The organism is Halomonas sp. DN3, from assembly GCF_024137905.1.
GTDB lineage: Bacteria > Pseudomonadota > Gammaproteobacteria > Pseudomonadales > Halomonadaceae > Halomonas > Halomonas litopenaei.
On the sequence record NZ_CP099965.1, the window covers coordinates 4,581,487 to 4,602,947 of the forward strand.

The 21,461-nt window shown below is 66.4% G+C and carries 10 protein-coding genes; 6 read left to right on the forward strand and 4 right to left on the reverse strand.

Features of this window, described 5'->3' with window-relative positions; translation table 11 throughout:
• From NKF27_RS19815 to NKF27_RS19835, 5 genes are read left to right on the forward strand one after another with little or no spacing between them, the layout of a single operon-like run.
• Nucleotides 1-1,254: a capsule biosynthesis protein gene (locus NKF27_RS19815; RefSeq protein WP_253554533.1), complete on the forward strand. Its 1,254-nt coding sequence runs from the start codon at nt 1-3 to the stop codon at nt 1,252-1,254.
• A complete protein-coding gene (locus NKF27_RS19820; RefSeq protein ID WP_253554534.1) occupies nt 1,233-2,003 on the forward strand; it encodes an SDR family oxidoreductase in 771 nt (256 codons plus the stop codon). The genes NKF27_RS19815 and NKF27_RS19820 overlap by 22 nt, the downstream gene beginning before the upstream one ends.
• A complete protein-coding gene (locus tag NKF27_RS19825) occupies nt 2,003-3,658 on the forward strand; it encodes an LTA synthase family protein (protein ID WP_253554536.1) in 1,656 nt (551 codons plus the stop codon). The genes NKF27_RS19820 and NKF27_RS19825 overlap by 1 nt, the downstream gene beginning before the upstream one ends.
• Nucleotides 3,655-11,577, forward strand: coding sequence for a type I polyketide synthase (locus NKF27_RS19830; protein WP_253554538.1), 7,923 nt, complete (start codon nt 3,655-3,657; stop codon nt 11,575-11,577). Before NKF27_RS19825 ends, NKF27_RS19830 begins: the two co-directional genes overlap by 4 nt.
• Nucleotides 11,574-12,884, forward strand: a complete 1,311-nt coding sequence (locus NKF27_RS19835) for an aminotransferase class I/II-fold pyridoxal phosphate-dependent enzyme (RefSeq protein WP_253554540.1) — start codon at nt 11,574-11,576, stop codon at nt 12,882-12,884. Before NKF27_RS19830 ends, NKF27_RS19835 begins: the two co-directional genes overlap by 4 nt.
• Before the next feature lie 599 nt (nt 12,885-13,483).
• On the opposite strand, the gene NKF27_RS19840 is transcribed toward NKF27_RS19835, so the two are convergent.
• Nucleotides 13,484-14,254 (reverse strand): outer membrane protein, encoded by a 771-nt coding sequence (locus NKF27_RS19840; RefSeq protein ID WP_301271169.1) that lies wholly within the window; start codon nt 14,252-14,254, stop codon nt 13,484-13,486.
• A gap of 818 nt (nt 14,255-15,072) precedes the next feature.
• Here NKF27_RS19840 and NKF27_RS19845 point away from each other — a divergent pair.
• The gene (locus NKF27_RS19845; protein WP_253554545.1) at nt 15,073-16,557 is read left to right on the forward strand and encodes an autotransporter outer membrane beta-barrel domain-containing protein; all 1,485 of its coding nucleotides are present in this window, start codon (nt 15,073-15,075) and stop codon (nt 16,555-16,557) included.
• A 288-nt stretch (nt 16,558-16,845) separates the two neighbouring features.
• On the opposite strand, the gene NKF27_RS19850 is transcribed toward NKF27_RS19845, so the two are convergent.
• Genes NKF27_RS19850 through NKF27_RS19860 form a run of 3 tightly spaced genes read right to left on the reverse strand, consistent with a single transcriptional unit; the run spans nt 16,846 to nt 21,397 of the window.
• A complete protein-coding gene (locus NKF27_RS19850; protein ID WP_253554547.1) occupies nt 16,846-18,030 on the reverse strand; it encodes an HlyD family type I secretion periplasmic adaptor subunit in 1,185 nt (394 codons plus the stop codon).
• Between the two features lies 1 nt (nt 18,031).
• Nucleotides 18,032-20,170, reverse strand: a complete 2,139-nt coding sequence (locus NKF27_RS19855) for a type I secretion system permease/ATPase (protein ID WP_253554549.1) — start codon at nt 20,168-20,170, stop codon at nt 18,032-18,034.
• Between the two features lie 3 nt (nt 20,171-20,173).
• The gene (locus NKF27_RS19860; protein WP_253554550.1) at nt 20,174-21,397 is read right to left on the reverse strand and encodes a TolC family protein; all 1,224 of its coding nucleotides are present in this window, start codon (nt 21,395-21,397) and stop codon (nt 20,174-20,176) included.
• Between the last annotated feature and the right edge of the window lie 64 nt (nt 21,398-21,461).

Here is a 21,461-nt window from a genome sequence, read left to right on the forward strand (position 1 = left end):
ATGCTCTCCCGCAAAAAGTCCTTTCTATTGCTGCAGGGGCCTTGTTCGCCATTCTCTGCCCGCCTGGCCGACCGGCTGGCCGATGACGGACACCATGTCCATCTGCTCAACTTCAATGGTGGCGACCTGCTCTACCGGCGCCGCCAGGGTGCCCGGCTATATCGCGGCTCGCTGCCGGATCTCCCCGAATTTCTGCAGGTCCTCTATCGGCGCGACAACATCACCGATCAGGTGCTGTTCGGTGACCAGCGTCCGGTCCACCGCCCGGCGATCACGCTGGCGCCGGCCTTCGGCGTGCGCACCCAGGTACTCGAGGAAGGCTATTTTCGCCCACACTGGATCACCATGGAGCCGGAGGGCGTCAATGCTCGATCGACCCTGCCCGGCAACCCTGACTGGTTCCTTGAAGCCTACGCACGACTCGGCGACGCCCCGGCCGCCACGCCCTTCAACAGCCCGTTTCGTATCCGCGCCACCCACGACGTGCTGTTCCACCTGGCTGGCCTTGCCAACCCGGCGCTTGCGCCCCACTACCGCAATCACGCACCGGTCACCGCGCCGCTCGAGTACGCCGCCTACCTCAAGCGCTTCTCGCTGCTGCGCTACTACAAGCCCCGCGACGCCCGGCGCATCGAATCCCTGGTTGCATCCTCCAGGCCTTACTTCGTGCTGCCGCTGCAATTGAATGGCGACGCCCAGATCCAGCACCATTCGCCCTACCGGGACATGCTCGAGGTCATCGACAGGGTGATGACCTCGTTTGCCCGCCGCGCCCCCGGCGACGCCCGACTGGTGATCAAGAATCATCCGCTGGACATGGGGCTGGTGAACTACGCCAGGCATATTCGCCGCAAGGCCGACGAACTGGCCATCGACGGCCGCGTCATCTACCTCGAAAGCGGCGACCTGAACCGCCTGCTGCCCGGGTCGCGGGGCATGGTCACGGTCAACAGCACAGCAGGCCTGGTGGCCATGGAGCACGGCTGCCCGACGCTATCGCTCGGCCAGGCCATCTACGCCCTGCCCGGGCTGGTGGCTGGGGCAGGGCTCGACGCCTTCTGGCAGCACCCCGAAGCCCCGGACCCGCGCCTGTTCCACGCCTTTCGTCAGACCTTGCTGCATACGGTGCAGCTCAACGGCGGCTTCTACTGCCGCCGAGGCATCGATCTCGCCGTCGCCCAATGCTCGCCGCGACTCGCCGCCGATCTCAGCCCACTGGAGGAACTGCTGCAATGCCTGCCCAAGGCCGCCTGATACTGATTACCGGGGCGAGCGGCGCCATCGGTGGAGAACTGGCTCGGCGTTACGCTGCCGCCGGTACCGAACTGGTGCTGCACGGCCGACGCCTGGAGGCACTGAAGCCCCTGGCCGAGGACTGCAGGGCCCTGGGCGCGGCGGTCAGCCTGAGCCAGGTCCCCCTCGAAGACGACGTCGCCCGCAACGCCTGGCTCGACGGCCTGCCGCGCACCCCCGATCGGGTTCTGCTGTGTGCCGGCATGAACCACGGCGTCACCAGCCGCCGCGATGGCGAAGACGGCGACACGGCCCGCGCACTGCTCGACCTGAACCTGCGCATCCCCATCGACATGGCCCGCCGCCTGATCCCGGCCATGCAGGCCCGCGGCAGCGGCCAACTGGTCTTCATCAGCTCTCTGGCCGCCTGGTACGGGCTGCCGGTGACCCCGAGCTACAGCGCCAGCAAGGCCGGCATCAAGGCCTATGGCGAGGCGCTGCGCGGTCTGGTCGCCGCCGACGGGGTCGGCGTCACCGTCGTCATGCCAGGCTATGTGCAATCGGCCATGGCCCGCGCCATGCCCGGCCCCAAGCCCTTCCTGATCGGCCCCGAGCGCGCCGCCAGACGTATCCAGGCGGCGGTCGAGGCCAACCGTGCCCGCGTCAGCTTCCCCTGGCCTCTGGCACTCGCCACCCAGTGCCTGGCATTGCTGCCGGCAGGCCTGTCTGGACGCCTGGTGAAGTGGACCGGCTACGGAGTGGAGCGCTGATGTTGCCGGTTTCCTTGTTGCTGTTTCCCTTGTTGCTGGGCCTTGCACTGAGCATCGCCATGGAAGCCCTGGTGCGCCCACGCCCGGACTCGCTGTGGCTGCGTCCCAGGGCAACGCTGATGGTGCACATCGGCACCTGGCTTGTGCTGTTTGCCGTGTCGCTGCTAATACTTCAGCGTGGCTGGCTGAGCGCCGGGCTGCTGCTGTGCCTGCAGCTGGTGGTGGTAGAGTCGGCGCGCACCAAATGGGTGAGCCTGAAAGAACCGTTCCTGGTGCAGGACTTCGACTACTTCCTCGACGCCATCCGCCATCCTCGCCTCTATGTGCCGTTCTTCGGCATCGGCCTCGCCATCGCCGCCAGCGTCTCCGGGGCCCTGGCCTTCGCGGCCTTCCTGTGGTTCGAGCCTGCCCTGTCGGGCTCGCTTGGGGGTGGTGGCCTTGTCGCCACGGTCGCCATCCTCGGCCTTGGCGGCGCCGGCCTGCTCGGCCACGCCTTGCCCCGTCTACCGCAGATAACCCTTAACCCAGCCCAGGATCTGAAGCGCCACGGACTGTTCGGCTTCTTCTGGGCCTACGCCCGCTACCCGCGCCGCCAGATCGATCCGTCGAGCACGCCAGAGTGCTTCCGCCGCCCCGACAGCCTGCCCGGGGCCGACGCCCTGCCCCATCTGGTGGTGGTGCAGAGCGAGTCGTTCTTCGACCCCCGCCCATGGCAGCCAGCGCTTCACGGCAGCGTGCTCGACGGCTGGGACCGACTCTGTGCCGAGAGCGCCGTGCAGGGTCGCCTCGAGGTGCCCGCCTGGGGCGCCAACACGGTACGCAGCGAAGCCGCCTTTCTGACCGGGCTGAGCGGCGCCGCCCTCGGCATGCATCAGTTCAACCCCTACCGTCAGCTGGCACGCCAGCCGGTGCCCAACCTGGTGCGCAGCCTCAAGCGCAGTGGCTATCGTACCGTCGCCGTGCACCCCTACCCGGCGTCCTTCTATCTGCGCCACAAGGTCATGCCGCGCATGGGCTTCGACGAGTTCATCACCCTCGACGCCTTCGACGGGGGGCAGCCAGCCGAAGGCCGACAGGGCGACCGGGACGGCCAGTACATCGCCGACGCGGCGCTGGCACGCAAGGTCGACGAGCTGCTGCAAGCGAGCCCCGATCAGCCGCTGATGGTGTTCGTCATCACCATGGAAAATCACGGCCCGCTGCATCTGGAGCGCGCGGGCGCCGCTTGGCGAGACAAGCTGCCGGCCCCCCTGGCCAAGCCGCTCGGCGAGCGCGGCCGCGATGAACTGGCGGTCTATCTGCGCCATCTGGCCAACGCCGACAGCATGGCGAACGCCCTGGCCGATAGCCTGATTCGACAAGATCGACAAGGCATACTGTGCTTTTATGGCGACCATGTGCCGATCATGGCCAGATCCTATCGCGCGCTCGGCGAGCCCGACGGTCGCAGCGACTACCTGATCTGGACCACCGCTACGTCATCAGCGGGGCCGGCCGAGCCTTTACATGACAACGACATCCCCATCGACCACCTGGCAGCAACTCTGTGGGACACCCTGACCGCCATGGCCAAGGCAAGCACGCGACAGAACAACGCCTGCGCCCGGAAGGCACAGAGATCGAAGCAGCAAGACGAATTACAGGAGCAGGAATGACAAGGCGCGTCGCTATCATTGGAGCCTCCCATCGCTTTCCGAGCAGGCACGATGAGACCTTCTGGGACAGCCTGAGAAAAGGCCAGGACCTGGTCACCGAGGTCGCGCCGGAGCGCTGGGACCACGACGTCTACCGTCATCCCAATCGCCAGCACCCCGGCACCAGCGTCACCTTTGCCGCGGGCAGCCTCGGGGACATCAGCGGCTTCGACGCCGCCTTCTTCGGCATTTCTCCACGTGAGGCGGCACACATGGAGCCCCAGCAGCGGATGCTGCTGGAGCTGGCCTGGGAAGCCATGGAGCACGCCGGGGTCGCGCCGTCAAAGCTGCGCGGCAGCCGCTGCGGCGTCTATATCGGCATCTCGAGTCTCGACTACACCTACCGCCACGCCGACGACCTGCAGGCCATGGACGCCCCATCGGCCACCGGCAACACCTCCAGCATCGCCGCCAATCGTCTGTCCTACGTGTTCGACCTGAAGGGGCCCAGCATGGCGCTGGACACCGCCTGCTCGTCATCGCTGGTGGCCTTCCATCAAGCCTGCCAGGCGATCCGCCACGGCGAATGCGACGCCGCCCTGGCCGGTGGCATCAGCCTGCACCTGCACCCCTTCGGCTTCATCGTGTTTTCCAAGGCCAGCATGCTCTCCGCCAATGGCCGTTGCCGGGTCTTCGACGAGGCCGGCGACGGCTATGTGCGCTCCGAAGGCGCGGGCCTGTTCCTGCTCAAGGACTATGACACCGCCGTCGCCGATGGCGACCGTATCCTGGCCGTGGTGGCGGGATCAGCGGTCAATACCGACGGCCACAAGACCGGCCTGACGGTACCCAACGCCGACGCCCAGATCGCGCTGATGCGTCAGGCCTACGCCGACGCCGGCATTTCCGCGGACGACATCGACTACCTCGAGGCCCACGGTACCGGCACCGCGGTGGGCGATCCCATCGAGACCCACGCCATCGGCCAGGCCCTCGGCCAGGGCCGCAGCCGACCGCTGCCGATCGGCTCGGTCAAGAGCAACGTCGGCCACCTGGAGACCGCGTCCGGGGTCGCCGGCCTGTTCAAGGGGCTCTACAGCCTGATCCACCGTGAAGTCCCGGCGACCATCGGTATCCGCAACCCCAACCCCCGCATCAAGCTCGATGACTGGAATCTGGAGATCGTCGCCGAGCCGCTGAAACTCGCCGACCAGGGGCCGCTGACGATCGGGGTGAACTCCTTCGGCTTCGGCGGCGCCAACGCCCACGTCATCCTGCAGAGCGCCCCCGAGCCGGCAGGCAACGCGAGGCAAGGCAAACCGGGCAACGCCAGCCCGTCCGTCGAGAGCCCTTCCGACGAGAGCCCGGCCCAGGACAGCCCTGTCGACGACAGCCCTGTCGACGACAACCCCGCCGACGACGGCGTCGCCACGCCGGACCGCGCGCTGCCGCTGCGTTTCTCGGCCAACAGCCCTGAGGCCCTGGTCGAACTCGCCGCACGCCTGGCCGAACGCCTGCGCCAGGCCGACACCTCGCTCTACGATGTGGCCTACGCCCTCGACCAGCGTCGGGACCGCCTGAAGCATAGTGGCGTCGTCTTCGCCGAGGACCGCGACAGCGCCGCCGCGATGCTCGAGGCCTTCGCGCAAGCGGACGCAAGCGCCCGCGGCGACGTGACCAATGCCCGTGGCGTCGTGACCGGCACCGCTCAGGCCGACGCCAGTGGCCCTGTCCTTGTCTATTCCGGCAATGGCTGTCAGTGGTTCGGCATGGGACGCGACCTGCTGAACGAGTCGCCGCTGTTCGCCGACGCCATCGACCGCATCGACGCCCTGTTCATGCCCCTCGGCGGCTTCTCGCTGCGCGCCGAACTCGAGGGCGTCGACGGTGACCGCCTCGAGCGTACCGAGATCGCCCAGCCGACCCTGTTCGCAATCCAGGTGGCGATCACCCAGGTGTTCGAGCATTGGGGCATCCGGCCAGCCGCCGTGATCGGCCACAGTGTCGGCGAAGTGGCCGCCGCCTGGGCCTCCGGCGCCTTGACCCTCGACGAGGCGGTCAGCGTGATCACCCAGCGTAGCCACTTCCAGGGCATGACCCGTGGCCAGGGAGTCATGACCGCCGTGGTGCTCGATGCCGACAGCACCGCCGAGTGGCTCGAGGATCCGCGCTTCAACGAGATCAGCCTGGCCGGCGACAACAGTCGTCAGGGCGTGACCCTGGCCGGCCCCGAAGGCCCCATGGCAGCGCTCGAGAAAGCCCTGGGCGACGCCCAGATCGCCTGCTTCCGCCTGCCCCTGGACTACGCCTTCCACAGCCCCGCCATGGACGTCATCAAGGATGACGTGGTCGCCTCCCTGGCCGATATTCGCCCGCGCGAGGCCCGCTGCCCCTTCTATTCCACCGTCGCCGGCGCCCAGCTCGACACCCGCGAGCTGGACGCCCACTACTGGTGGCGCAATATTCGCGAGCCGGTCAGCTTTACCCCGGCGATGGAGGCGCTGCTCGACACCGGCGCCAACGTCTTCGTCGAGATCGGCGCCCACCCGGTACTGCGCCGCTATCTGAACGATGCGCTGAAGGCGCGCCAGGGCGACGGTCTGGTGATCACCACCCTGGAGCGCGACGCCGACGGCATCGACGCCCTGAATCGTGGCCTCGGGCGGCTGTGGCTCAGCGGCATCACCATCGACGACAGCCGGATCTTTCCGCTGGCAGGTGACTTTGCCGAGCTGCCGCTCTATCCCTGGCAGCACGAACGCTTCTGGATCACCCCCAGCGGCCACGGCGGCGGCTTGATCGACCGCCACATCGAGCATCCGCTGCTCGGCTACCGCCTGGCCCAGCAGCGCACCACCTGGCACAGCCAGCTGGATGTCGAGCGTCTGCCCTGGCTGGCCGACCACGTGGTCGGCCAGGCCGCGGTCTTTCCCGGTGCCGGCTACGTCGAAATGGCGCTGGCCGCCGCCATCCATCACCGTGCCCCGACGCTGGTCGACATCGAATCGCTGGAAATCCACGCACCGCTGATGCTCGATGCGCCCCACGGACGTCAGACACGTCTGACCCTGAGCGACGCCCAGGGGCATATCACCATCGACTCCCGCGACACCCAGGAGGCCGGCGACTGGCAACGCAACGCCAGCGCCCGGTTGATGGCCGAGAGCGCCGGCTCGCTGCTCGAACAGACCCCGCCGACGCTGCCGTCGCGGGCACCGGACGTCACCCTGGAAACCCACCTGGCCATGGCCAGCCGTCTGGGTCTGGACTACGGACCCGCCTTCCAGGCGATTCCCCGGGCCTGGCGCGAGGGCGACACCATGCTCGGCGAGATCGTGCCCACAGGGGCCGAGGGCGAACCGCTGCACCTGTCGCCGGGCATTCTCGATAGCGCCTTTCAGCTGTTTCTGCCGCTGCTGGCCGACAGCGAGGCCGCCGCGGCCGGCTACGCCTTCGTGCCCATCCGTATCGATCGCCTGCAGTTCCGTGCCGACGCCGGCCGCCCCGCCCTGGCCAAGGCCAGGCTGCGCGGACGGGCGCCTCACTCGTTCACCGCCGACTTCAGCCTGTTCGACGCCGAAGGCCGCTGCCTGGCCCATCTGGACGCCACGCGATTCCGCCTGGTACGGCTTAAAAATGCTGGCCACGGCGCCATCAGCCTGGTCGGCAATGTACTGACCCCGGCACCGCATCCCCGTCAGGTCGATGACGTCACCCTCGACGCACTCGCCAAGGCCCTGCCCGATGCCCTGCAGAAGCACCTGCATAAGCACTTGCATAGGCACCTGCACAGGGTCCCGCAGGAGCCCCGGCAAGACACCGGCGCCACAGCGGACGCCGCCTCGCCGTCTGCCGATCGTCGCTACGCTAGCGAGCTGGCAGCGCTGCTCAACCGCCTGAGCGAAGCCTTCGCCGATCAGGCACTGAGCCGACTGGGCCACCACCAGCGGCTCGAGCGCGCCGAGTTCGAGCGCTATCTGCTGGAGTATCCGGGCAGCGCAGCCCAGTGGCGACAGCTGGTCGCCCAGCTCGAGGCCAGCGGCGGCCTGGTCGCCGATGACAAGGGCTGGACCCGCATCGACGAAGACGAACGCCTGGACCCGGCGCCGATCTGGCAGCTGCTGATCGACGACTACCCCGACGATGCCCTGCTGATCCAGCGTCTGGGGCGCCATGGTCTGCACCTGAGCGAACTGCTGACCGGCCAGCGCGACGCCGCCGCCATCGGGCTGACGCCGGCCTCGCTGTCCGCCCTCGCCCCGCATACCCTGGGCCAGTCCGGCTGGCAGGCGCTGGGCCGCTGTCTTGCCGCGGCGCTGTCGGCTGCTGCGGAGTCGATCCAGGGAGAATGCCGACGTCTCGGCGTCATCGAAGCCGGCGTCGGCGCCCCGCGCCTGAGCGAAGCCCTGAGCCCCCTGGTCGACCCCGACCACCTCGATCTTCACCTGATCGTCGGCGACGACGACGCTCGCCAGCGCGCCACGCGCCTGAAGGAACGCTGCCCGCTGATCACGCTGGAAAGCGCTGGCGAGGCCCCAGCCGCCGAGCGCCGACGCGCCCAGCTCGGGCTGATCATGGTCGACACCGTCGATCACGAGGCCTCCAGACGCCAGCTTCATGACCTTGGCGAACGCCTGGACCCGGGCGCCACCCTGCTGGTGCTGCACGCTCCCGGCGCCCCCTGGTGGGACGCCCTGGCCGCTACCCCCGCGCTGGCGCAAGGCGACAACCCCCGGCTGTGCGAGAAGGCCGACCTCGAAGCGATGCTGGCCGAACTGGCCCAGGGCGACGTCAGCGCCACACCCCTCGATGAAGGCGACGAGAGCGTGGTGCTCTACTCGCTGCGCCTGGCCGAGCGACCGGCACCAGGCACCGAGCGACCGGCGCCAGGCACCGAGGAAGCGCACCACGACCAGGCCATGCTGCCTGCGCAACTGCTGGTCCACGACGAGGCCACCGCCGAGGCCGCCAAACGCCTCGCCGATGCCCTGAGCGCGGCGGGAGGTCAGGTATCACGGCTGGCGCTGCCGCCGGGGAATATCGAGGGGGCCAACGCCGCCCTCGATGCCACCCTCGACGCCACCCTTGCCGAGGCCACTCGCCTGACATCCGGTCAATCGTCGAGCTCCACTGCGCGACAGGACAGCGACCCGACGCCCCCCCCGGTCAACCTGATCGACCTGCGCGGGCTCAATGACGCCGCCGACGAGATCGAGCGCTGCGATCGCCTGGCCCATTGGGTGAGGCGCCTGGAAAATACCTCCCAGCGCTGTCGCCTGTGGGTGCTGACCCGAGGCGTGGCGTCCCTGTTTGCCGACCAACCGGCAGGCGTCGGTGCGGCCGCTGCCGATACCGGTCCTGACGCTGCCACCCCGGCCGACGCCGCGACCTGGGGCTTCGCGCGCTCGCTGGCCAACGAACTGTCCCAGGCCCGGGTCACCCTGGTCGATCTCGACCTGAACACGACCAGCGGCCAGCCCCAGGCATCATCGAGCGCTCATCTGCTGGACGGTCCCGTCCTGCAGGCCCTGACCCTGGAGCTTTGCTCACCCGGCGAGGAAACCGAGCTGATACTCGGTGCCGAGGGCCAGCGCTTCGCCACACGCCTGCGGGTCCAGACCCGCGACGCCGAGCGTGGCGCCGCGGACGCGGCCCCGGGCGCCCACGAAACCACCGACAGCGCAGCAACCGCCGTCGAGCCCACCCGGGCCCCGCTTCAGGCCAGCAGCCTGGGGGTGACCCTGCCCGGCCAGCTACGTCACCTGCACTGGCAACCGCGCCCCCTGCGCCAACTCGGCGAACAGGATGTCAGCGTCCGTGTCCAGGCCACCGGGCTCAACTTCCGCGACGTGATGTACACCCTCGGCCTGTTGTCCGATGAAGCCATCGAGAACGGCTTCGCCGGCGCGAGCCTCGGACTCGAGTTCGCCGGGGTCATCGAACACGTCGGCGAAGGGGTCAGCGACCTCGCCCCCGGCGACGCCGTGGTCGGCTTCGGCCCCAGCAGCTTCAGCGACCGCGTGGTGGCTACCCGTGGCGCGGTCACGCCGCTGCCGAACGGCATCAGCTTTGCCGCCGCCGCGACCATACCGACGACCTTCTTCACCGTCTTTTATGCGCTCAAGCAGCTGGCCCGACTGGCGCCCGGCGAACGGGTGCTGATCCACGGCGCCGCCGGTGGCGTCGGCCTGGCGGCGATCCAGGTCGCCCGCTGGCTGGGTGCCGACATCTACGCCACCGTCGGCAGCGAAGAAAAGGCCGACTTCCTGCGCCTGTACGGCGTCGATCGCCTCTACAATTCCCGCGCCCTGACCTTCGCCGAAGAGATCCTGCGCGACACCGACGGCCAGGGCGTCGACGTGGTGCTCAACTCGCTGGCCGGCGAAGCGATCAACCAGAACCTTCGGGTACTGGCGCCCTTCGGTCGCTTCCTCGAGCTCGGCAAGCGCGACTTCTACGAAAACACCCCGATCGGGCTGCGTCCGTTCCGCAACAACCTTAGCTACTTCGGCATCGACTCCGACCAGTTGATGAAGCTGCGCCCGGCGCTGACCGAGAGCCTGTTCGGCGAGATGATGGCGCTGTTCAACGCCGGCACCCTGCATCCGCTGCCCTACACCGCCTTCGATCACCATCGCGTCATCGATGCCTTCCGCTACATGCAGCAGGCACGCCAGATCGGCAAGCTGGTGGTGACCCGCAGCGACGACGCCGACACCGTGGCGGAGGCGCCTGCGTCCACCAGCCGCGAACGTTCGCCCCTGCGGCTGGATGCCGACGCCAGCTACCTGGTCACCGGTGGACTCTCGGGCTTTGGCCTGCGCACCGCCGAATGGCTCGCCGAACGTGGCGCCGGACATCTGGTGCTGCTCGGTCGCCGTGGCGCCACCACCGACGAAGCCGAACAGGGCATCGCGCGTATCCGCGCGCTGGGCGCCGAGGTGTCGGCGCTGGCCTGCGACATCACCGACGACCAGGCCCTGGCCAGGGTCATCGCCGACTGCGGCGTCACTCGTCCGCCGCTCAAGGGCGTGGTGCACGCTGCCACCGTGATCGACGACGGCCTGATCCGCCATCTCGACCGCGAGCGTATCGAACGCGTGCTGGCCCCCAAGATCCAGGGCGCCCGCCACCTCGACGCCCTGACCCAGGGGCTCGACCTCGACCTGTTCGTGCTCTACTCGTCGGCCACCACCCTGTTCGGCAACCCCGGCCAGGCCAACTATGTCGCCGCCAACACCTGGCTCGAGGCGCTGGCGGAGCGGCGGCGGCGCAACGGGCTCCCGGCCACCTGCGTCTGCTGGGGGGCGATCGAGGACGTCGGTTTCCTTGCCCGCCATACCCGTACCCGGGACGCCCTGCAGGAACGCCTCGGCGGATCTGCCCTGCGCTCTTCCCAGGCCCTCGAGCTGCTCGGCAGGCTGCTCGAGCAGGACCGCTCCGGTATCGGCGCGCTGGAACTCGACTGGCACGCCCTGGCGCGCTTCCTGCCCACCGCCGAGGCGCCACGCTTCGTCGAGCTGGCCGGGGCCGCCGGCGAGGACAACCACCGCAACGAGGGCAACGGCGACCTGCGCCAGCGCCTGGCCGGCCTGTCGCCGGACGACATGCAGGCGGAGCTGGTCTCACTGCTGAAAGAGGAGCTCGCCACCATTCTGCTGATCGACGCCGAGCGCATCGACAGTCAGCAGTCGGTCTACGAGCTGGGCTTCGACTCGCTGATGGGGGTCGAGCTGATGACCGCCATCGAGGCGCGCCTGGACGTTCAGCTTTCGGTGATGGTGATGAGCGAGGCCAACAGCCTCGACAAGCTGGCCCACGTGCTGGTGCGCAAGCTGACCCAGGAAGACGGCGACACCGGCGACGACGCACTGCTCTCGCTGGCCAGCGCCCACGGCGGTGAAGCCGCCCTGGACCCGGCACGGGAGAACGCCGAATGAGACGCAACGATCGCGACGCGCTGAAGCAGCGCCTGCTGGCCCGCAGCAAGGACCGCCCACGGGGCCAGCGCGCGGCGCCCGAGCCGGGCAGCGGCAACAGCCGCCTGACCCGCTTCGACACCCTGCCCCAGTACCAGCAGATCACCATGATGCGAGAAGGGGCCGAGCGGCTGGGGCTGAAGGACCCGTTCTTCCGTCCCCATGACGGCGTCGCCGGCGCGACCAGCGTCATCGAGGGCCGCGAGGTCATCAACTTCGCCAGCTACAACTATCTGGGGCTGGCCGGCGACCCCCGGGTCAATGAGGCGGCCAGGCAGGCGCTGGAGCGCTACGGCACCACGGTCTCGGCCAGTCGCATCGTCTCCGGTGAACGTCCGATCCACCGTGAGCTCGAGCGCTCCCTGGCCCAGGCCTACGGATGCGACGATGCGGTAGCCTTCGTCAGCGGCCACGCCACCAACGTCTCGACCCTGGGTCAGCTGCTGGGGCCGAAGGACCTTATCGTCCATGACGAGTGGATCCACAACAGCGCGGTGGTGGGCGCGCAGCTTTCCGGCGCCAAGCGCATGAGCTTCGCCCACAATGACCCCGAGGCGCTGGCCGATCTGCTGGCGCGACACCGCCAGGACTTCGAGCGTGTTGCCGTGGTCATCGAAGGGCTCTACAGCATGGACGGGGACGTGCCCGACCTGCGCGCCTTCGTCGAGGTCAAAGAGCGCCATCAGGCCTGGCTGATGGTCGACGAGGCCCACTCCTTTGGCGTTCTCGGCAAGCACGGACGAGGGCTTGGCGAGTACGCCGGCGTCGCCACCGACGAGGTCGACATCTGGATGGGCACGCTGAGCAAGTCGCTGGCGAGCTGCGGCGGCTATATCGCCGGCTGTCAGGCGCTGGTCGATACCCTGCGCTACCTGGCCCCGGGCTTTCTGTATAGCGTCGGCATGCCTCCCCAGGCCGCCGCCCCGGCGCTGGCCGCGCTGACGCTGATGCAGCAGGAGCCCGAACGCCTCGAGCGGCTGCACCACATCTCGCGCTACTTCCGTGACCAGGCCCATGCCGCCGGCCTCGACACCGGCAAGAGCATCGGCGCCGCGGTGGTGCCGATCATCACCGGCAACTCACCGGCGGCGGCATTGATGTCCCAGCGCCTGTTCGACGACGGCATCAACGTCCAGCCCATCGTCTACCCGGCCGTGCCCGAACGCAGCGCCCGCCTGCGTTTCTTTCTGTCCAGCGAGCACACCACCGACCAGATCGACCACACCATCGAGCGGCTCAAGCACGCCCACCAGGCCCTCGGCCGCTGAGGTCAGCGCACCGCATCCTGCCTGGCCGCCGCCACCGCGGCGTGATGCTCCTGTCACAAGGCAGCAAGATAAAAAAATGGCGGCGCCCCAGAGGAGCGCCGCCCAAACGATCAAGCCAGCAAAGGCGATGTCCTGCATCGTGTCGAGGCTATCCGAAAGCCACTACGCCACTAGGCCACTACGACAGACACCGCATTCAAGACAAGAACTATAGACATCCAAAAGCCACTATAGGCTAGGCGCTGTCCGAAAAGTCGACGAGCGAAGGTTAGACAAGGCAAAAATCGGTGAGACAGCGCAGTTTACGGGGTGTAAATGAGCATGTTGATCCGATTTTTAACGCCGTATTACCGAGCGCAGGCACTTTTCAGACAAGCCCTAAACACAGGGTGCCGTACAAAGACACCTGAAGCATCCGTATTTTGCCCCGAGTTGTGTTCGGTCAACTTCCGAACCCGACGAAGCGAAATGGCACTATGTGATGCCAGTCACATACCACTGGCAATCATGCAGCCGACCCTGCAAGAGGCTCGGCTGCACAAGGCGTCGTCAGCAGCCGAAATGACGACTACCCGACGCCGTTACATCTTTTGTCGCCGTTAGAAGCGGTAAGACACGCCCACCTGCAGCAGACTCTCTTCCGGGGACACTTCAAAAGTATCTTCACCGGCTTCGACGTCTTCACTGGAATAGTCAGTGCGCGTCCACTCGAGGCGCATGGCGACAGCGTCGGTCAGATCCGTTTCCATCCCGAGGCCATAGCGCACACCGCCGAAGTCCTCATCCTTGGAGTAGGAGTCACCCTCAACATCAGTGCCGGAGCCGCCAAAGCCGTCCTGATAGGACGAGCGATTGCTCCAGCTCTGCTTGTACTCGTATTCGGTCTGCTGATAACCGAGCTTGGCGTAGACACGGGTGGCGCTGGTCAGCTCCATGCCGGCCAGCAGGCCGATGCCATAGGACTTGCCGGCTTCCAGCTCCTGAGAGGATTCCCTGGAACCGGAGGCGCTATAGCCGAAATCATCACTGTAGGAGTATTCGCTGTAGTCAGAAAACTCGGCGTCGGCACCGCTGGTGCCCAGGTTCAGTTCCACGGCGCCGTAGAAGCGTTCTGTCAGGCCGAACTTGACCCCGGCAAAGATGCCACCGGCCACACCGTCAAGGCCGTAGGAATCGTAGTTGAAGCCATAGCTGGAGACGTCTGTATAGGAGGCGCCTACGTCTCGAGAGGTTGTGCTGTCGGAGATCTCGACAGAAGAATCGAGATAACCCGCCTGGGCGCCCAGATAAAACTCTGGTGCCGCCATGGCAGAGGTCGTGGCTCCTGCGGTAGCCACAAAAAGTGCAGAAAGCTTGAGTACGCTTTTCATTTTTAGTTTGTTTCCCTATGCGTGAATTGCTGCCTGCCTTGCGTCAGGCAGAGCGATTCTAGTGTCACATAAGAAATATGTAAATTAGGTTCTATTGATTTTGTTAAATCTGAGCACAGCGTTTCGCAACTCGGCCAAAGCCGCTAGAACTTTAGACATTTTTTTAATTTTTTATAAAAGTAAGGGCTCACTATCATCGGGAATGCGCTTCTACTGCTGGTTATCTCAGAACCATGAAGTCGCACTCCTTTCCCGGCACCACGCCGTCCAGATATTTACGAATCCCGGCACGCCTTGAGCGTTGATTCAAGGTTTTTGCGGGCCTGCCGTAAAGCCATGTTGCACCCCCGAAAGCCACTTGAAGACACTAGACAAACGTCCTTGGCTATTTCCTCAGCTATGCCCTTGGCTATTCCCCTCACCCTGCTCCGAGTTGACGCCCACACGCCAAAAAAGCCCCAGCCACGGCGCCGCTGAGCGCTCCGTAGCGTCCCTGTGCATGCACTGAGTCACGCACTCTTCCCTGTCCTGGGAAAGCCCGCGCCAGCCGGGCGATTTCGTCATCAAACAGACATGAATAAATTAATCCTAGATATTGCTAATAAAGCGAAAAAACACAACAATCATTCATGCAAAATGACTACCTCAAAGGCCGGCAATCGCGACACGTCTTGCCCGTCTCGCGGGCAACGGAGCCTTGCATGTCGATGGCTCGGGAAGATCGGCCGAGGTAGCCAGCGGCTCGGGAACCGCCGCTGGAACTCACCAGCGTCGGCGCGGGCGCCGACAAGAACCATCCTCTGAGCAAAGGTATCATCATGAAGAAGGGAATAATTGCGGTCGCAGGCGCAACCGGGCTTCTGGCCAGCAGCATTGCCGCCGCCAATGGCCTCAGCCTTGACCAGCTGATCCAGACAGGCCAGACGCTGCCCCAGATCGAGAGCATCCTCGACGACGGCCCCTCTGCACTGAACAGCAACAGTGGCACCGTCACCCTGAACGACGGCTCCAAGCTGGTGTTCAGCGCCCCCGAGGGCACCTCTACCCTGAACCAGGCATTGTCCGGCGATAGCGGCACGGTGCTGGTCAACGGCAACCCGGTGGCGGTCTCCACCAGCGCCTCGAGCCTGGGTTCGGCCTACAACAACGGTGACCAGACCTCCACCTTTACCGTGTCGGCGCTGGTCGAAGGCCGCCCGGTGACCCTGGAGTGGGAAGGCCCGCTGGAAGCCGTCAACACCGCCAGCACCCTGAATGCCACCCTCAACGGCCAGCCGATCACCCTGCAACTGCCGGAAGGCACCACCCTGGCTGACTTCAACGGCGACACCCCCATCACCCTGCTCGATGGCGATGGCAATGTGCTGTTCTCAGGCCAGCTCGACTCCCTGACCCGTGACGAAGCGCTGGCCCTGGCCGCCGAACTCGGCGCGCTGAACGTCGACCAGGCACTGCGCGGTGCCCAGAAGCAGGCGCTGGCCCAGAACTTCAATCCGATCATCCGTCAGATCGACTCGGCCATGTTCCCCAGCGCCGAAGGCCACTACAGCCGCCCCGAAGGCACCAACCTCTGGGCCTCCACCGAGATCAGCGACTTCGACGGTGACGTCGCCAACTCGAGCTACTCCGGTGACGGCAAGGTCGCGCTGCTCGGTATCGACTTCAAGCATCGCAATGTGCTGGTCGGTATCGCCGCTGGCAACAGCGAGATGGACCTGGACCACAACGGCAGCGGCCGCACCGACCTCGGCGGCGAGATGATCTCTCCGTACGGCGCCGTGTCCTTCCTCGACGGCACCATCGTCCTCGACGCCATCGTCATGTACCAGGAGCTGGACGGTTCGATCCGCGGCGACTACCTGGCTGAGCCGATCGACCTGGACGGCGATCGCTGGGCCGCGCGTGGCTCCGGCACCTACTTCCTGCCCGAGTACCACTCCGTGCGCACCGGCCTGACCGTCGGCGGCGCCTACATGGAAGACGACCTCGACGGCAAGTACATCGGCGACACCAATGACTACGGCGTCGAGCTGGGTGAAGTGTTCGGCGGCGTGAAGTTTGGCGCCGACTTCTTTACCGGTGAGGTGTACGGCAGCCTGCTCTACCACTACGACGTCTCCAGCGACGTGAACAGCGATGCCGACTACCTGGACGACGAGGAAGGTGACCGCACGGTGCTCGAACTCGGCGCCGCACACCGTCTCGGTACCAACATGGACTTCGGCGTCGCCGGCCGCACCACCCTGGGCTCCAGCAGCACCGAGTACGACTCCATCAACGCTACCCTGTCCTACAACTTCTAAGACGGTAGCGACGCCGGACCCGGCCTGGGGCCGACCCTCAGGCCCGGTCTTAGCGCCAGACCGGAGACTCAGCCCTGGCCGCAGGACGGGAGCCGGCGACCCGACAAGCAACGGGAAGCGTCATCGACGCTTCCCGTTGTTGTCTTCCCGTTGTTGTCTTCCCGTTGTTGTCTTCCCGTTGTTGTCTTCCCGTTGTTGTCTTCCCGTTGTTGTCTTCCCGTTGTTGTCTTCCCGTTGTTGTCTTCCCGTTGTTGTCTTCCCGTTGTTGTCTTCAGGCGCTCCCCGCCTTCAGTACAGCCTTGCCTTGATGATCGGCTTGAGCAGATAGCTCAGCAGCGATCGCTCACCGGTCTGGATGTCGACCTCGGCCACCATGCCGGGCCGAATGGCGAGACGCTCGCCGTGGCGCTCCAGGTGGGCTTCATCGGTGCGCACCAGCACCTCGTAGTAGGACACCTTGCCGCGCGGCGTTTCCTCTTCGATCGTGTCCTCGCTGATCTGCTCCACCGTGCCTTCCAGGTCGCCGTAGATGGTGTAGTCGTAGGCCGTGATCTTGACGCTGGCCGGCATGCCCGGCGCCACGAAGGCCACGTCCTCCGGACGAATCCGCGCCTCGATCAATAGCTGGTCTTCCAGCGGCGTGATCTCCAGGATCGGCTCGCCAGGCTGGATGACCCCACCGGTGGTGGTGACCATGATGTCGTTCACCCGCCCGTGTACCGGCGACACGATCTCGGTGCGCTCGAGCTGGTCGCGACGCTGCAGCAGGGTCTGCTCCAGCGTCGACAGCTCCGCCTGTTTAGTGGAAAGCTCGGCATAGGCGTCCTGGACATAGGTATTGCGCATCTCGGCCAGCTTGCCGGCCAGCGAGGCCACCGTCTGCTGCAGCTTCAGGACCTCCATCTCGCTGACGGAGCGTCGTTCGACCAGCGGTTCCAGCAGCCTCAACTGGCGCCTGGCGATGGCCATCTCGTCCTCGATGGAGGCCTCCGCCTGCAGCAGGCGATTGCGCCGGGCCTCGAACAGCGCGCGTTCGGAGCGCGCCAGCTCGCCCTGCTCATCGATATCGTCGGGAAAACGGATGCTCTCCTGCTCCAGCACCTCCGCTTCCAGGCGCGCGATGGACGCCCTGAGGACCTCGACCTGACTCATCGTTTCCAGGTAGGCGCTGCGAAAGCGCGTATCGTCCAGCCGCAGCAGAGGCTGCCCTGCGGCGACCCGCTCGCCCCGCTGCACCAGCAGGCGCTCGAGGATGCCGCCCTCCAGGCTCTGTATCGTCTGCATGCGTGACAAGGGCACCACCTTGCCGTCACCGCGCGTGACCTCGTCGATGGTGGCCCAGGACGCCCAGGCGATAAAGATCGCGATGGTGGCGACGCAGGCCCACAGGATGGCGTGGGTTCCCTGGGGCAGCGAGCTTCCTCCCTGCAGCTGTTCCAGCACCCGTCGCTGGCGTGATGTTGCGCTGGCCATGTCATTGCCCTCCTGCGGCGCGGGCGGCGGTGGTCCTGACCTGATTGCCCGAGACCACCTTGTCGACGGGGCCATCCATGACCCGCCGGCCATCCTTGAGCACCACCGCCCGGCGCACCAACGACAACAGCGACTTCTTGTGGGTCGAAATCACCACCGTCCGCCCCTCCAGCCAGCGTGAAAGGAAGGCGATCACCTGCTGTTCGTTGGACTGGTCGTAGGCAGCCGTAGGCTCATCCATCAGCACGATACGCGGATCCTGCAGGATCAGCCGGGCCAGGCCGACCGCCTGGCGCTGACCACCGGACAGGCTGGCATTGCCCTGAAGCGGCATATCCAGCCCCAGGGCGTGCCGGCGGACGAAGCGACCGAGGCCGACATGGTCGAGCGCCTCCATCAGCTCCTCGTCGTGATAGGCGCCGCCGTCCAGCATCAGGTTGTCGCGCAGGGTGCCGTGGAACAGCGCGATGTCCTGGGGCACATAGCCGATGGCCCGGCGACGATCCCCCGGCTCGATCTGGCTCAGGTTCACCTCGTCGAGCTGGACCGTCCCGCTCGCCGGATCGATCAACCCCGCCAGCAGCCGCAGCAGGGTCGACTTGCCCGCGCCATTGCCTCCCAGCAGGGCGATGCGCTCGCCGGCGGCGAGCGACAGCGAGTCGAGCGCCAGGGCCGGCGGCGCATCCTGTTGATAGGCGAGCCCGACCTCGCGCAGTTCGTAACGCCCCTGGACCCGTTCCTTGCGCACAAACTGGCGTCCAGCCGGGCGTTCTGTCGGGGCGTCCATCAGGCCATCCAGGCCCTCCATGGCGACCTTGACGTGCTGCCAGCGCGCCAGAATACCGGCCACCTGGGCCATCGGCGCCACCACCCGTGAGGTCAGGATGGTACAGGCGATCAGGCCACCGACGGTCAGCTCGCCGGCGGAGATGACGTAGACACCGGCGATGACCACACCGACATACACCAGCTGCTGGACCATGGAAGCGCCGTAGGTCAGCTTGGATGACAGCCGCCGATGGCGGGTGGAGGCATCGGCGAGCTCTTCTGACAGGCTGTCCCACAGCCGCAGGTGGCGGCCCTCGGCACGACTGGCCTTGACCGATTCCAGATGGTCGATGGTCTCTAGCAGTACCCCCTGGCGCACCGCCCCTTCACGCAGGTTCTGGCGCGACAGCCGCGCCAGCTTGCGCTGGGCCAGCAGGCCGGGCAGCACCATCATCACGATGCCTGCCACCGGCACCCACACCATGTCGCCACCGATAAAGTAGATGACACCGAGAAACAGCACGACGAAGGGCAGGTCGCTGATCGCACCGATGGTGGAAGACGTCAGGAACTCGCGAACGCTCTCGAACTCTCGAATCTGGCTGGAAAAGGCCCCCACCGACCCGGGCTTGGCCGCCAGGCGCAGGTTCATTACCTGCGAAAAGAGCCGCGACGACAGCTGTTGATCGAGCTGCTTGCCGGTATTGTCGAGCAGGCTCGCCCGCAGTACCCGCAGGCCAAATTCGAGCAGGATCGCCAGACCGACACCGCTGGCCAGAATCCACAGGGTGGAGAACGCCTCATTGGGCACCACCCGGTCATACACCTGCATGGCAAACAGCGCCGTGCCGATGGCCAGCAAGTTGGCCATCAAGGCCGCCACGCCGACCTCCACCCAGGTTCCCCAGCAGCGACTCAGTGGGCCTTTCAGCCAGTGCTCCTGCGGTTCCTCGGCGAAGCCTCCGGCCCGATCATCCGGCTGAAGGTCCGGCCTGGCGACGATCGTCACGCCGGTGTGCCTGGCGCAAAGCTCTCGGGGGCTCCAGGTTTCGGTGCCACCACCGCTTTCACTCAGCAGTACCTTGATCGCGCCCTCTTCACGGGCCACCACCGTCACCCAGCGCTCGTCGTCCAGCTCGATCAGCACCGGCAGCAGGTCATCGGCCAGCTTGTCCAGCGGCACATCGAGACAGCGTGCCTTCATCTGTACCCGCCTCAGCGCGCGTGGCACCTCGGACACGGGTAGCCGTCCCTGCTCCAGCGGCAGGCCATCGCCGAGTTCGGCGGTGGTGCAATGCCGGTCCCACTGCTCGCACAGCACGACCAGCCCCTCTCGTAATGCGTCTCCAGTCACGCCTTGTGACGACTCCATCGCTCAGCCTCCCTGCGCGATATCCTGTTCCTCGAGCCTCGGCACGACGGCGGCCAGCGTTCCCAACTGCGAAGCGGCCCGGTACTGCAGGCGCAGTTGCTGGATCTCCACGTCGATACGCTGTCTGGCCGCCTCGAACCGCTCGCTCTCGATACTGAGCAGATCGGCGATATCCCTGAGACCGACGCTGAACTGGTCTTCGTAGGTCGTCAGGACCTCGCCGGCCCGATCGATCTGTTCCTCGAGCCCTTCCAGACGCCACTGGGTCACCTGGTACTGCTCCTTCAAGCCGGCGATGGTGCGCTGAAGGTCACGCCGTGCGGCCCGCCGCGAGAATTGCGAGGACTCCACACGCTGGGCGGCAGCGTCGGTCCTGCGCCAGTTGGACAGCCCCTGAATGGGCTCCATGCGAACACGCAGGGCGATCACCTGGTCCTCTTCCATCACCCCGCCGACCTCACGCCTGAGCAGCGAGCCCTCGAGGTTGAGCTGCGGCATCAAGGCCGCCTCGGACTCCTCCAGCTCAGCCTTCGCCACAGACACGTCGGCCTCGCTCTGTTCGAGCACCGGGGCGTCTTCGATCGCAAGGTCCACCTGCGCCGGCGCGGCCAGGCTTGCCAGATAGTCCTCGGGGTCGGGCATCTGGGTGGCCAGGATGTCCCGTTGCAGCAACACCCGCAGTTCCTGCTGGGCCTCACGCAGGCCACCCCGCTCCATCGCCAGTTGCTCACGGGCACGGGCGATATCCAGACGGCTGCGCTCGCTTTCGCTGCGATCGCTGTAGCCACCAAGATCACGCTGGTCGGTCATCGCCGCCAGCGCCTCGAGCCGGTCCAGGTAGCCCTCCACCTCGACGACACGGCGCTGAGCCGCCACCACGTCGAGGTAAAGCTCGATGATATCCAGTGCCACTTCGTCGCTGGTCACCTTGAGCGAGGCCAACCGATGCCGATATTCGGCCGATGCCGACGCCACCTGTGACGCGATGCGGCCCCAGTCATACAGCACCTGGGTCGCCGTGACGTCGTAGCCGAGCTCTCCCATCAGCGAGTTCTCGGGACCCGCCGACACCTCCACCGAGGGCCAGTAGCTATCGCGCGCGATATCCACCTCGGTGGCGGCCACACGGACGTCGGATTCCGCCGCCCGTATCTCGGGATTGACGGCCAGCCCCTGGACCACCGCTTCCGACAGGCTAAGCGCCTGGGCCTGAAGGGCGCAGACCATCAGCGCCCCGCCAGCGAGCCACGAACGGCGCCTTGGCCAGCGTGGTCGACCTGACATTGGTTGC